The sequence below is a fragment of the Dietzia sp. HMSC21D01 genome, assembly GCF_001815995.1.
In the GTDB taxonomy this organism is placed as follows: domain Bacteria; phylum Actinomycetota; class Actinomycetes; order Mycobacteriales; family Mycobacteriaceae; genus Dietzia; species Dietzia cinnamea.
On record NZ_KV823862.1, the window covers coordinates 1 to 12,307 of the forward strand.

General features: G+C 69.3%; 17 protein-coding genes. 5 read left to right on the top strand and 12 right to left on the bottom strand.

What is annotated here, in order from left to right; translation table 11 throughout:
* The first annotated feature begins 212 nt into the window (after positions 1-212).
* From HMPREF3086_RS06500 to HMPREF3086_RS06510, 3 genes are read left to right on the top strand one after another with little or no spacing between them, the layout of a single operon-like run.
* Positions 213-524, top strand: coding sequence for a hypothetical protein (locus tag HMPREF3086_RS06500; RefSeq protein ID WP_146193789.1), 312 nt, complete (start codon positions 213-215; stop codon positions 522-524).
* The gene (locus HMPREF3086_RS06505) at positions 514-1,566 is read left to right on the top strand and encodes a hypothetical protein (RefSeq protein WP_141764016.1); all 1,053 of its coding nucleotides are present in this window, start codon (positions 514-516) and stop codon (positions 1,564-1,566) included. Before HMPREF3086_RS06500 ends, HMPREF3086_RS06505 begins: the two co-directional genes overlap by 11 nt.
* Before the next feature lie 41 nt (positions 1,567-1,607).
* Positions 1,608-1,832, top strand: a complete 225-nt coding sequence (locus HMPREF3086_RS06510) for a hypothetical protein (RefSeq protein WP_141764017.1) — start codon at positions 1,608-1,610, stop codon at positions 1,830-1,832.
* A gap of 100 nt (positions 1,833-1,932) precedes the next feature.
* On the opposite strand, the gene HMPREF3086_RS06515 is transcribed toward HMPREF3086_RS06510, so the two are convergent.
* From HMPREF3086_RS06515 to HMPREF3086_RS06560, 10 genes are all read right to left on the bottom strand, one after another.
* Positions 1,933-2,589 carry a prepilin peptidase gene (locus HMPREF3086_RS06515; protein ID WP_070720831.1) on the bottom strand — a complete coding sequence of 219 codons (657 nt, stop codon included), beginning with the start codon at positions 2,587-2,589 and terminating at the stop codon, positions 1,933-1,935.
* Between the two features lies 1 nt (position 2,590).
* The gene (locus HMPREF3086_RS06520; protein ID WP_070720832.1) at positions 2,591-3,493 is read right to left on the bottom strand and encodes a type II secretion system F family protein; all 903 of its coding nucleotides are present in this window, start codon (positions 3,491-3,493) and stop codon (positions 2,591-2,593) included.
* A gap of 120 nt (positions 3,494-3,613) precedes the next feature.
* Positions 3,614-4,558, bottom strand: coding sequence for a type II secretion system F family protein (locus tag HMPREF3086_RS06525; RefSeq protein WP_070720834.1), 945 nt, complete (start codon positions 4,556-4,558; stop codon positions 3,614-3,616).
* Positions 4,555-6,060 (bottom strand): TadA family conjugal transfer-associated ATPase, encoded by a 1,506-nt coding sequence (locus HMPREF3086_RS06530; RefSeq protein WP_061230158.1) that lies wholly within the window; start codon positions 6,058-6,060, stop codon positions 4,555-4,557. The genes HMPREF3086_RS06525 and HMPREF3086_RS06530 overlap by 4 nt, the downstream gene beginning before the upstream one ends.
* Positions 6,057-6,386, bottom strand: coding sequence for a CpaE/TadZ family protein (locus tag HMPREF3086_RS06535; protein ID WP_141764018.1), 330 nt, complete (start codon positions 6,384-6,386; stop codon positions 6,057-6,059). Before HMPREF3086_RS06535 ends, HMPREF3086_RS06530 begins: the two co-directional genes overlap by 4 nt.
* Positions 6,383-6,742 carry a DNA-binding transcriptional response regulator gene (locus HMPREF3086_RS06540; protein ID WP_061230160.1) on the bottom strand — a complete coding sequence of 120 codons (360 nt, stop codon included), beginning with the start codon at positions 6,740-6,742 and terminating at the stop codon, positions 6,383-6,385. Before HMPREF3086_RS06540 ends, HMPREF3086_RS06535 begins: the two co-directional genes overlap by 4 nt.
* On the bottom strand, positions 6,739-7,461 hold the full coding sequence (locus HMPREF3086_RS06545) for a Flp pilus assembly protein CpaB (RefSeq protein WP_070720837.1): 723 nt from the start codon (positions 7,459-7,461) through the stop codon (positions 6,739-6,741). Before HMPREF3086_RS06545 ends, HMPREF3086_RS06540 begins: the two co-directional genes overlap by 4 nt.
* Before the next feature lie 10 nt (positions 7,462-7,471).
* A complete protein-coding gene (locus HMPREF3086_RS06550; RefSeq protein ID WP_061916299.1) occupies positions 7,472-8,416 on the bottom strand; it encodes a pilus assembly protein TadG-related protein in 945 nt (314 codons plus the stop codon).
* The gene (locus tag HMPREF3086_RS06555) at positions 8,404-8,793 is read right to left on the bottom strand and encodes a TadE/TadG family type IV pilus assembly protein (protein ID WP_061916302.1); all 390 of its coding nucleotides are present in this window, start codon (positions 8,791-8,793) and stop codon (positions 8,404-8,406) included. The genes HMPREF3086_RS06550 and HMPREF3086_RS06555 overlap by 13 nt, the downstream gene beginning before the upstream one ends.
* Before the next feature lie 93 nt (positions 8,794-8,886).
* Positions 8,887-9,138, bottom strand: coding sequence for a Flp family type IVb pilin (locus tag HMPREF3086_RS06560; protein ID WP_070720839.1), 252 nt, complete (start codon positions 9,136-9,138; stop codon positions 8,887-8,889).
* 446 nt (positions 9,139-9,584) lie between these two features.
* Between HMPREF3086_RS06560 and HMPREF3086_RS06565 the strand changes: the two genes are divergently transcribed.
* A complete protein-coding gene (locus tag HMPREF3086_RS06565) occupies positions 9,585-10,289 on the top strand; it encodes a superoxide dismutase family protein (RefSeq protein WP_061916305.1) in 705 nt (234 codons plus the stop codon).
* A 72-nt stretch (positions 10,290-10,361) separates the two neighbouring features.
* On the opposite strand, the gene HMPREF3086_RS06570 is transcribed toward HMPREF3086_RS06565, so the two are convergent.
* Both HMPREF3086_RS06570 and HMPREF3086_RS06575 read right to left on the bottom strand, forming a co-directional pair.
* On the bottom strand, positions 10,362-10,934 hold the full coding sequence (locus HMPREF3086_RS06570; protein ID WP_007625856.1) for a peroxidase-related enzyme: 573 nt from the start codon (positions 10,932-10,934) through the stop codon (positions 10,362-10,364).
* A 104-nt stretch (positions 10,935-11,038) separates the two neighbouring features.
* Positions 11,039-11,449 carry a PPOX class F420-dependent oxidoreductase gene (locus HMPREF3086_RS06575; protein ID WP_061229961.1) on the bottom strand — a complete coding sequence of 137 codons (411 nt, stop codon included), beginning with the start codon at positions 11,447-11,449 and terminating at the stop codon, positions 11,039-11,041.
* 153 nt (positions 11,450-11,602) lie between these two features.
* On the opposite strand from HMPREF3086_RS06575, the gene HMPREF3086_RS06580 reads away from it, so the two are divergent.
* Positions 11,603-12,307, top strand: a 705-nt coding sequence (locus HMPREF3086_RS06580; RefSeq protein ID WP_141764019.1) for an MFS transporter, incomplete at its 3' end; no start/stop codon positions are given.

Consider the following 12,307-nt stretch of genomic DNA (forward strand, 5'->3'; position numbering starts at 1 on the left):
CTCCCGGCCCAGCCCCCTCCCGGCCGCCCCCTCCCGAATCCGCTACCCCGCGTCGGGATCCGCTACTCCCACAGGGCTAGCGAATCCCCACGCGGAGTAGCGGATTTCGTGGTTGCGGATCGGACAGCTGCAGGTCCGAGGAGCGGCCCCACTCAGCCGGATCGGGGCACTACCGTGTGCAGCGATCATCGGTTAGCGAGGAGGGCCCGCACGTGCCTGACCACATCCCGCCCGGCGCGCCTGCGGCAGGTTCGACTGACATTGTTCCCGACCTGCTCGTGACCTTCGCGAATACCGTCGAGTTCAAATCCCGGGCCATCGGCGCGTTGTCGGATCTCGACGGAGTGGCCACCGTCGATGCGTTGGTGCCCGGCGCCCAGCTGATCAACGGGTGCATCGGATTCCGTCAGACCGTGGAGCCGCTCATCCACCAGATCTCGGACGAGCTGAGCCAGCTCTATCTGGACATCCACGGCGCACTCGCCGCCTCGTGGGTGAGGGGAGCCTTCGACCGTGCGAACTGACCTCGCCGCGAGGCCGTTCCCGTACACCTGCCACGCGGTATGCAGGCCGGTGAAGCCCGTCCGTGCGTTCTTGCTGTTCTGGGTTGTTCTCGCGTTTGTGCTCCTCTACTTCGGCCCGGTGGCCACCCAACCTGCAGACGAGCGGACGGCCTACCCCGTGGCGCTCGGTGCCTTCTGGTTGTTCGGGATGGCGGTGATCCCGATCCGCGTGGGGTTCCGTGATGTGCTCCCGAACCGGGTCGTGAACTTCCGGGGTGCGACCTGGGTGCTGCCCAGAGTCGGTTCGGCGGAGCTCGTGCTCCTGATCTGCGCAGGCGCGTCGATGGCGGCGAGCGGCGTCTTCTACGGTGAGCTCATCGGGTGGCCGTCGACGGAGCTGGACGGAATCAACGACCCGACCGTGACGGGCCCGTTGCTGATCGTCGCGGGGGCGTCTTTCATCCTCCTCTGCCTGTGGCAGATGCTCCGCGGGATCAGGATGACGCCCGAGTCGATCACCTACTGGCGGGGGATCGGTCGGATCACGCTGGCGTGGGACGAACTCGGAGACGCGGAGTCAACCAACGACGTCCGCGATCACGAGGGGTACCGCAAATACCTGCGCCGGTATCAGCCCGGGGCGAAGATCGTGGTCCCGCCCGAGCGCGTGTCAGGCGTGAAGGTGCGAGTGCGATGGGAGGACTTCGACACCCCGCTGCTGTTGCTGGAGACCGACTACTTCACGGTCGAGCCCAGCGCGCTGCTCACCGCGATCCTCGCCCTCCGCGACCGACCTGAGCTGCGGCCACTGCTCGGCCCCCGCGCGTCAAAGCTCCTGTTCGTGGGTCCGCCCTGCCGCGTGCGCCGCCACATGTACCGGACGCAGCAGCGATCCGGCCCCACCCCGCCACCGAACCGGCTCCCGGGTCGGCCGGCTTCGTCCCCAACGTGGTCGCCACGGCGAGCGTCATCGCGCCTGCCGTGCCCGCCGCCGCGCTACTCGACGCGGTGGTGGCGTGCATGGAGGGCGCCGAGGACTGGCGCGTGCGCGCCAGGTCGGTGACCGGCGCCGGAGGCCGGGACCCGAGCGGTGTGGGTGACCGGGTGAGACGCGCCGATGGCCGGGCGGGCGACGGGGACGACGACGAGGACCTCACCCTCGACCTGCTCGGCGAGTACCGGCTGGGCGGGACCGGTCTCGCACTGTCGACGCTGGCGCGGGCCCGCACGGCAGGGGGCGTGACAGTACTGCATCAGACGCACGTCACCACGCTCGCCGACCAGATCCACCACCATCGCTCCGGACTGGACGCAGCGGCTTTCGCCTGATCAGCGTGGGGGCCGACGCCGACCGGCTGTCGCTCGGCCCGGCAGGCGCTGCGGCGTGAGCGCGGGAGGTCGCCGCTGACAGCGGGGCGCGCCAGCCCGTCTATCCCGCGAGGGCCGTCGAGCGCGCTACCCAGTAGGCGGCGCCGAGCACCGCGCCGAGAATCATAGCGGGGCCGAACGCGATACCGCTCTTGGCGGTGACCCGCCGGGACGCGAGAAGCACGAGAGCGACGACGGCGTTGAGGGCGAACGCCGCGAGGGTGCCGGCGAGTACGGCGGGCCAGCCGAGCCAGCCGAGGAGCGCCCCGAGCGCGCCCGACAGCTTGACGTCACCCAACCCGAGCCCGGCCGGGTTGATCAGGGCCAGCACGAAGTAGAACGCGAGTAGCGCGACGGCCGCGGCTGCGGCCCGGCCCAGCGCTCCCCAGTCGCCGGTGAGCCAGGCGGACACCGCGAGCCCGGCGAACAGGACGGGGTACAGCGGCCCCACGATCGCGTCGGGGAGCCGGAACACCGCCAGATCGATCGCGATGAGCAGGCCGCACGCCACCGCGAGTGCGGCGAACGCCACCAGCTCGGCCCAGTTCGTCGCGAGCGCCGTCGCGCCGACGCCTCCCGCCGCGGAGAGGAGAATGTGCAGTCCGCTGCGCAGCCAACGCGAGTCGGACTCGATGAGGCGGCGCATCCACCGGGTGAGCGCGGCGGCGGCCCCACCGCAGAGGAGGGCGCAGATCAGGGCGGTGACAGGGGTGGTCACGTCAGGAGAACGCCTCCATCATGTTGATGACGGTCGGACCGAGCAGCACGATGAACAGTACGGGCAGGATGCACACCAGCAGGGGGAAGATCACCTTGACCGGCACCTGCTGGGCCTTCTCCTCCGCCCGCTGCCGACGCTTGAGCCGCATCTCGGACGCCTGGGTGCGGAGCACGTCGGCCACGGAGATGCCGTAGGCGTCGGCCTGGATGATCGCGCGGATGAACCGGCGCAGGTCGGGCACGTCGGTGCGCAGGGCGAGCTGCTCGTAGGCGGTGCGCCGCAACTGCCCCACCTGGATCTCCTGCAGCGTGCGGATGAGCTCCTGCGCGAGCGGACCGGTGCCGTTGCGACCGGCGCGGGCCATCGCGGCGTCGAACCCGAGGCCGGCCTCCACGGCGATCGTCATCTGATCGAGGGTGTCGGCCAACTCGAGCGCGATCTCGTCATTGCGCTCCTGACCACGACTCTGTAGGAGGAGTTCGGGCAGGAAGTAGCAGACGACCGCGGTCCCCAGCGTGAGGAGGAGCAACAGGGGCTCCGGGTTGGTGCGCAGCAGCGCCAGGCCCAGTAGCACCACGATGAGCGGCACCACGATCTTGGCCACGACCAGCCGCTGGATGGACCAGCCGCGGGGCCGCCCAGCGCGGATGGACAGCTTCTCGAGCCGGCGGATAGTGCCGACCGGAGTCAGGCGGCGGGCGACCTCGTACAGGCGGCTACGGGAATCGTCGTCGTCGACCCCGGTCAGGTCGACCTGGGAGGCGAACCCGTCGTCCATGCCGCGGCGGAGGTTGGCGACGGTGCGCGCGCGGACGGTGTCGCGACCCGCGAAGACGGCGAAGGCCAGAAGAAACATGGACGCGGTCAGGACGAACACGGCCAGTGCGGCGGACAACGACATCGCAGGGGCCTCCTTTCGCGGAGACGGGCAAGAGGGGGAGGGGAGGGGCGGGGGCTGCGGTAGGGCCGCTGCCCGGTTCGGGGCGGGGCGGTGCCCCCCGGTTCGGGGCGGCGCCCGGGGTCAGAACCGGATGCGCACGACCTTGCTCAGCCAGATCCCGCCGATGGTGAGCATGACCGCGCCGGCGGCGATCATCCCCCAACCGAGCGGGCTCTGGGTGAGCACACCGATGTAGGACGGGTTGGAGATGAAGAGGAAGCCGCCGATGCCGAACGGCAGCGCCATGAGGACATACGCGGAGAGCTTGCCCTCCGCGGCCAGCGCCTTGACCTGTCGGCGGATCTGGTTGCGTTCGCGGATGGTGTGGCCGACGCCGTCGAGGACCTCGGCGAGGTTGCCGCCGACCTCGCGGTTGATCGCGATGGCCTGGGTGACCCACACGAAGTCCTGGCTGCCCATCCGGTTGGCGGTCTCCTCCAGAGCGGGGGCGAGCTCGCGGCCGACGCGGGTCTCGTTGATGATCCGCGCGAACTCCTCAGAGGTGGGCTGCTCGGCCTCGCGGGCCACGGAGGCCAGCGCCTGCAGGAGGCTGTGGCCGGCGCGCAGGCTCGAAGCCATGAGCTGCAGCGAGTCGTCGAGCTGGTCGGCGAACGCCGCGCGTCGGCGGGCGGCGAGGACCTGGAGCAGTACGTACCCGCCCGCAGGGGCGAGGAGGGCGAGGAACACGCCCATCACCGGGCCGGAGAGGATGAGTCCCAGCGCGAAGGCGACGATCGTGGCGACGACGACGAGGAAGACGTAGTCCTGGAGACCCATGCGAACACCGGCGCGTTCGAGCTGGCCGGCCCCTGTGGTCCCGCGGCGGCGCAGGAGGGCGTCGATCGCCTCTGTGAGCGCGGTGGCCGTGCGGTTCAGCAGGCCAGGGCCGGCGGCCTGTTCGGGCCGCCGGCGCTCGCGGGGAATGTGGTTGCGGGTGGGGGCGAGCGCCAGGAACGTGAGCACGGCGATCGCCACCGTGACGGCCGCGAGCCCGAACGCGGCAGGGGAGAACAGCGACGCGATCATCGGATGGCTCCCGCTCCGTCGGTGGTGGCCCCGAACACCCGGGGAGACAAGGTGATGCCCAGTTCGGCGAACCGGTCAGTGAACCGCGGGCGGACCCCGGTGGCGACGGGCTTACCGAGGAACTTCCCGTCGGGTCCCACGCCGGCGGAGTAGTCGAAGAGGAACGCGTCCTGCAGGGTGACCGTCTGGCCCTCCATGCCCTGGACCTCGGTGACCGCGGTGATGCGGCGGGTGCCGTCGCGCAGGCGGGTGAGCTGGATGATGACGTCGACGGCGGAGGCGATCTGCTCGCGGATCGCGCGGAGCGGGAGGTCCATGCCCGCCATGAGCACGAGCGTCTCGAGGCGGGCGATGGCGTCACGTGGAGAATTGGAGTGGACGGTGGAGAGCGAGCCGTCGTGGCCGGTGTTCATCGCCTGGAGCATGTCGAGGGTCTCCCCGCCGCGGACCTCGCCCACCACGATGCGGTCGGGCCGCATACGCAGCGAGTTACGGACGAGCTCGCGGATGGTGATCTCCCCGCGGCCCTCGATGTTCGCGGGCCGGGACTCGAGCCGGACCACGTGATCCTGCTGTAGCTGCAGCTCGACGGCGTCCTCGATGGTGACGATCCGCTCGCCCTCGGGGATGAACGAGGACAGCACGTTGAGCAGGGTCGTCTTTCCGGAGCCGGTGCCGCCGGAGACGATGATGTTGAGTCGCGCCTGCACACACGCCTGCAGGACCTCGGCCATCTCCGGGGTGAGCGTTCCGAAGCGGATGAGGTCGTGGACCTGAAAGGGGTCCTTCGAGAACTTACGGATGGTCAGCGACGACCCGTTGACCGCGAGCGGCGGGATCACCGCGTTGACGCGGGAGCCGTCCGCGAGCCGGGCATCGACCAGCGGGGACGACTCGTCGACGCGGCGGCCGATGCGGGAGACGATCCGCTCGATGACCTGCCGCAGGTGGTCCTCGGAGGTGAACCGCGAGGGGTGACGGGTGAGCTGGCCGGCGCGCTCGACGAAGATCATGTCCGGCCCGTTGACCATGATCTCGGTGATGTCCGGGTCTTCGAGCAGCTTCTCGAGCGGACCGTGGCCGAGCACGTCGGCCTGGACGTCGGAGATGAGGCGCTGAGGCTGGTCGCCGGTCAGGGGGACGGTCTCGTCCTCCACGACCTTGTTGAGCTCGGCCCGCACCATGGTGTGGAGCTGGTCCTCGGTGAGCGAGGGGTTGTTCAGGCGCGCACCGATGCGCTCGAACAACGCGGTGGCCGCGCGCTCTTTGAGAGCGATCAGCGGATCGACCGTGGGATCGTCGGTCGGAGGCCCGCCCGCCGTCGCGGGAGTCTGCGGGCTGCCCGCTGTGGATGGCTTCGTCGTCGTCACCGTCGGGCTGACCACGGACGACGCCGAGCCCGGCGCGGCGGGGGATGGCGCGGCGGTGTCGGCCGGAGGCGCCGCGGTGATGGTGCTGCCGGGGGTGGCGCGCGCGGCGCGGAGGCGATCGGACAGGCTCATGCCTTCACCCGCTTCCTACGGAGTCGGTGCCGCCCGCCGACGGTGATGGGCGCGGCGGTCGGGGCCGGGCGCATGGGCGCCGGCGTGAATCGGTCGACGAGTCTGCGCAGCTGCTTGGTCATGGGGTCGCGGGTGTCGCTCTGCAGGAGGGGCAGGCCCTGGTTGATGGAGACGGGGACGGCCTTGCTGCGGGGCAGGACCAGGTCGAGATTCGCACCGATGGTCGCTTCCGCGTCGGCCTTGGTCAGGCCGCTGCGGAGGTCGGCGAAGTTGACCAGGATGTGGCGCTTGTCGACGTCGATGGCCAGGTCGCGCAGGACGGTCATCTCCTTGCGCAGGCCGCGCACGCCCGGCACGTCGCCTCGGGATGCACGACGTCGCACGCGCCGGCGCGTAGCGCGGACAGCGCGAGCGTGTCGGGCTGGTCGGTGACCAGGACGACGGCCATGCCGGGGCATTCGGCCGCCAGCCTGGACGAGAGCGCGAGAGCGTCGTCGGGCCCCGCGGCGGTGTCGATCACCACGACCTGCGGGATGGGCGCGCCTGCGCCCAGCCGCTGGAAAAGTTGCGGCGGGCCTGCGGGTAGTGCGGTGCCGGCGATGGCCGAGATGGGTGCGCCGACCGCGGTGGCGACCTTTCCGCGCAGGTCGGCGGAGTCGGAGGCGATCAGGATGCGGCTCATGAGGAGAAGTCCCTGAACTCGATCGTGGGGGGGCCGTCGTTCGGGACGGAGTCGTCTTCGAGGGAGAGCCAGATTCTCGAATGTTCGGCGGCGTGGACGACGGTGAGGGACTGCTGGGTGGTGAGAGCCATGGTGATCAATGCGCCGCCGTCGGGTTCAGGTGCCGCGTCGGGGTTTTCCACCCCTTCGTCGGGCTGGGTCGCACCGAGCCCGCCCTGTACGCGAGTCACGAGGATCTTCCGGAGAATGAGACGGGTGGACCCGTCGCCGTATGTGACGAAGACGCCGACCGTGTCCCCAGGGGTGACTGTTCCGCCGACCACCCGGGAGGCGTCGAGTGGGATAGTCACTTGGTGGTATCCGTCGGGGACCGGGATGCCGCCGAAGCGCTCGAGCGACTGCCGGGTGACGAACCGGGCGTTCAAGACCTGCTCGCCCGGCTGTAGGTCGGTCGAGGCTACCCGTCCCGCAACCTCCGCGATCGAGCGGACGGGGTTCGGGCCGACGGCGGCTCGGGGCACCCGCTGAGTGGTGACCGACGCAGCGATCTCCTCTGCCGGGGTTCCCTGGGGGATTGGGGCCGACACCACTAGAACCTCGATGGGGTCCATGTCGGCCATCGCGCGGCTGTCGGCGTTGTTCACGTAGCTGACGAGCAACACGGCGCCGAGGATCGCGAGCACGCCCGCCGCGATGGCCGAGACGAGACGTCGGGTCATGGCTTACTCACTAATCGGGTAGTAGGTAGACGGCGGATGTGCCGAGGTTTGGGGCGTCCGGGCCGTAGGTGAAGTCGGGGTCCGTGTTCACCATCGAGGTGAAGTAGCCGCGGATGCAGCGTTGGTTCTTGTCACACGGCGGGTTCCAGCTCTGGCCGGAGAAGTGGTACCCGGTGACGTGGAAAGCCGCGTACCCGTAGACCTCGTACCAGGCGCCCCTGCCGTTGCCGTCGGAGCTGGCGGAGTCAGCCTCGTCGAAGAGCGGGATAAGGATGGTCTTCCCGCGGATCGTCGAGAGGTCGCATTGCTTCGGGGTGTTTCCGGGTTCGCTGTACGCCTTCGTGTTGATGTTGGTGGTGGTGGAGCAGCTCTTTTTCGCGTCGGTCTCCAGCCAGCCGAAACCGCCGGGAACGATCGTCGGTGAGTTCCCACCCTCGCCCGAGCACGTGCCGGCGGGCGTGGTGACGATCGTTTGTTCCACTCCTGTCGGGATCCCGCCGACCGAGGACTGGTTGAAGTCGCAGAGTGAGATGATGAGGGGGAGCGCTGCTGTTCCACCGGTCGGGCCGCCCCACCCGGCGCTGGATGTAGTGGTGAGCGCGGTGCTGTCGATATCTAGCACCGGAGCGAACCAGTGCTGTCGAACTGCCGAGTTGTGAACGGTCACTCTGCCTGTGGAGGCGGAGGGGACCGCGGGTACAGTGGCGACAGCCTCGCCCGAGTTGCTGTTCAACGTGGCGAAGTCCTGCGCGGTGGTCCGTGGAGAGCCACATGCCTTTCGTGCGCAGTCTCGGGCGATGGCCAGGGCTGCCGCGTCGGCCCCGATCTGAAGCTGTTGCCTCTCGGCGTGTGTCGCAGCGATATCGAGGGAGATCGCCGCGAAACCCATGAGGGGCACCATGAGGATCGCGACGATGTCGGCGACCGCGCCCCGGTCATCCTTCAGCCGAAGCATCGCATGGTCCCCCTGCCGGTGAGGGTGAAGTCATCGAGGGGGAGAAAGCCGGAGACCAGCGTGAACGGATAGGAGATGGTGACCGACACCTGGCCGGGGGCGGTGGTGTCTGATGCACATCGAGTAGGGGTGACGTCGATCATCGAGTCGGTGAGGGGGAGACCTGGCGCGGAGTCTTTGGCCGTTGTACGTGCAGCTGTGGCACTGTCCTGCAATGCCATCACCCGGACGCCATCGCGCGCGGCATTCGAGAGGGTGGTTTGCACGTGGTATGCCCGGCCGAATTCGAGAATGCCGATTACCAGGAGAAGAAGAATCGGCAGGACAAGCGCGAATTCGACCGCTGTAGCTCCGCGCTCACGTGAGGGCGTGAACATGGCGGCGCCTGTCGAGCGAGGGACGAGACGGTTGGGAAGTGAAGGGACTGTCCGGACTCCGGCGCAGCACCAGTGACGAGTGCTGCGCCGGAGTCAGATCGGGTTTAGCCGCCCGCGGGGGGCGCCCGCGCCGGCACCGGCCGGGTTAGCGACATCATCAGCGACGCCCTGGAACAGGCCTTGGAGGTTATTGCCTAGCGCAAGAATCGCGACAATGATGATCACGGCAATGAGTCCGACCATCAAGCCGTACTCCACAGCGGTCGCGCCGCGGTCCTTGCGATTGTCCAGGCGATCGGAGAAGAAGGCCTGGAGGGTGGCGAGAGCGTAGAACGCCTGGTTCATGATGAACCCTTTCTAGAGGGGGATTGAGCCCGTGGGCCCGAGGGGGAGGGACGCCCCGCGGAGGGCCAGAGGGAATCTGTGCGGGGACTGAGAAGGGCATGCATCCCCCTCTCAGGTTCTGCAAGTTTTTCGACAAGTTTGCGTAACGAACATCACGCAGGGTCGCAGCTGGCGGATGGGCGCTTCGCGCTGATCGTCAAAGTTGTTGCAGGCCAGCGGCTCTAACTCGACGAGACGAGCTGGCTGCGAGAGCGGCAGAGCGAATGTCCGATTCGTCCGCTGGCAGATCAACAAAACGCCAGGTCGGCTAGGCGAGAACGCGCTTACTTTGTGCTAACGCGCCCCGGTTGCGCGGCCGGGCCGAGAATCGCTGTCGCGCAAGGCGGTTGCAGCGACGGTGCCTCTCGGTACCGTGACGCACACACGACGCCGTCCGAGGAGGTTCCATGACCGAACGCACCGTGTCCATTGCCCGACTTTCGCGCAAGAAAATGCCACTCGCCGCCCTCGGTGCATCCGTGCTCCTGCTCGCGTCATGCGGCACCGGGGAGGATTCGCCGGCGGCTCAGCGCGATGTCGAGCCCCGGGAGACCGCGACGACAACCGTGACCGAAGGCGTCGCGGATCGAGGCACCGACGGTGGCGAGGTCTTCGCTGTTGCCGAGCTGATCAACCCCGAGGGCGAGGCCCGCGGTACGGCGGAGTTCGCCGAGGCCGGCGGCGGGACGCTCGTCACCGTCGACGCCACCGACCTGACGCCCGGGTTCCACGGCCTCCACATCCATGGCATCGGGCTCTGCGAGCCCGACAGTGAGAACCCCAACGAGCCGGGCGAGCAAGGAGCGTTCCTGTCCGCGGGCGGTCACCTCGCCGGCCCCGACGGCGAAGCGGGCCATCCCGAACACGCCGGCGACCTCCCACCGCTCTTCGTGACCGAGGACGGGACGGCCCGCATCATGACGCTGACCGACCGACTCGACAGAGACCTGCTCCTGGACGACGACGGCTCGGCCGTGATGATCCACGAGAACTCCGACAATCTCGCCAACATCCCCGAGCGCTACGCGCCCGACGGGCCCGACGAGGAGACCCGCAACGCCGGCGACGGTGGCAGCCGCGTGGCCTGCGGCGTGGTGAGCGAGCAGAACTGATCGGCCGGAGCTCAGCTGCCCGTGCGCCGGCGACCGTCCCGCGGTCACCGGCGCACGGTCCCCGGCGAGCGACTACTTCTGCCGCGGCACCCGGCCCATGAGGTAGAACTCCGGGTTCGGACGCATGTCCGTGGCGTTGGCGAGGCGATTGCTCAGCCCGAACAGCCCGGTGATCGCGGCGATGTCCCACGCGTCCTCGTCGTCCAGGCCGTGCTCGTGCAGGGCGGCGAAGTCGGCGTCGCACAGCTCGTCCGAGCGCAGGTTGACCTTGGTGGCGAAATCGCAGATCGCCCGCTCCCGAGGGGTCAGATCAGCCTTGCGGTAGTTCACCGCCAGCTGGTCGGCGATCTGCGGAGCCTTCTTGACGATCCGGAGGATCGCCCCGTGGGCTACCACGCAGAACAGGCAGTTGTTCTGCCCGGAGATGGTCACCACGATCATCTCCTTGTCCGCCTTGGACAGGTTGCCCTCGCGCTCCATGAGAGCGTCGTGATAGGCGAAGAACGCCCGCGACTCGGCGGGCCGCCGCCCGAACATCAGGAACACCTCGGGGACGAACCCCGCCTTCTCCTGCTCGGCGAGAATGCGCTCGCGAAGGTCCCCGGGCAGATCAGCGAGTTCGGCGAGGGGATAGCGGTCTGACATGAGGGCCTCCGGGCGTCGAGGGGTGAGGGGTGACCTCAGCGTAGGACGGCCACGCCCTCGTCGCGGGCGATGCCGCAGTCCTGCCCCCGCGGGCCCCCGCCACGTCAGTTGTCGAGGAGCCTGCCCCAGACGTGGACGTGCTCGATCTCCACCCACGCGTTCACGCGCGGCCGGTCGCGGGTGGGGTAGGACTCGCCGGTGTAGTGGCGGGCGAGGGCGTCGATGCCGGACAGGTCCGGGTCGTCGGCGATCTCGGTGACCCGCCCCTGGATGCTCGCATGGGTGTACCAATCCTCGGAGGCGATGACGGACAGCGCCACCCGCGGATCGCGGCGGATGTGCTGCAACCGCACCCGGCCGGCGTCCAGGTTGAGGTGGATCCGGTCGCCGTCGACCAGCCGGTACCACGTGGGCACAGTCACCGGCGAGCCGTCCTTGCGCAGAGTCGCCATCACGCACGGGTTGGGCTCGAGGAGCAGGTCGCGGACATCGTCATCCAGGGGCGTGGCGCTCAAACCAGAGAAGTGTGCTGCGTTTCCTCCCGGCTCTCCACCGGTCCGGGCCGCCCGGCCGCCTAAGAGCGTTGCCGCGACCGCCGCTGGGATCCGGGGATTGTTCAGTCCGGGAGGCTCTCTGACACGCGGGGCGTGCCAAGTAGCGTGGCCGACATGACGACCCGCACGGAGCGCCTCGACGGCCTGCCGTTCACCCGCAAGCACCGCAGACTGCTGTTCGGTTCGGGCATCGGCTGGGCGCTCGACGCGATGGACGTGGGGTTGATCTCCTTCGTCATGGCCGCACTCGCCGTCCACTGGTCGCTCACGCCCACCGAGCTGTCGTGGATCGGGTCCATCGGCTTCGTCGGCATGGCCCTGGGCGCCGCGTTCGGCGGACTGCTCGCGGACAGGATCGGCCGCCGGCAGGTCTTCGCAGGGACGCTCCTGGTCTACGGGCTGGCGACCGGAGCGGCGGCCCTGTCGACCGGCGTGGCGATGCTCATCGTCCTGCGCTTCATCGTGGGGCTGGGCCTGGGCGCCGAGCTGCCCGTGGCCTCGACGCTGGTCAGTGAGTTCGCGCCGCGCCGGATCCGTGGACGCGTGGTGGTGATCCTCGAGGGGTTCTGGGCGGTCGGCTGGATCATGGCGGCGCTCATCGGCTACTTCGTGGTGCCCGTCGGCGACGACGGATGGCGCTGGGCGCTCGCCGTGGGCCTGGTCCCGGCCGCGTACGCACTGGTCGTGCGCTTCGGCCTGCCCGAGTCGGTGCGCTACCTCGAGTCGCGGGGCCGCGGCGACGAGGCCGAGCGGATCGTCCGCGAGTACGAGGCCTCCGCGGGTGTCACGCCCCCGCCCGTCGCCGCGGCTGGCGTCCCC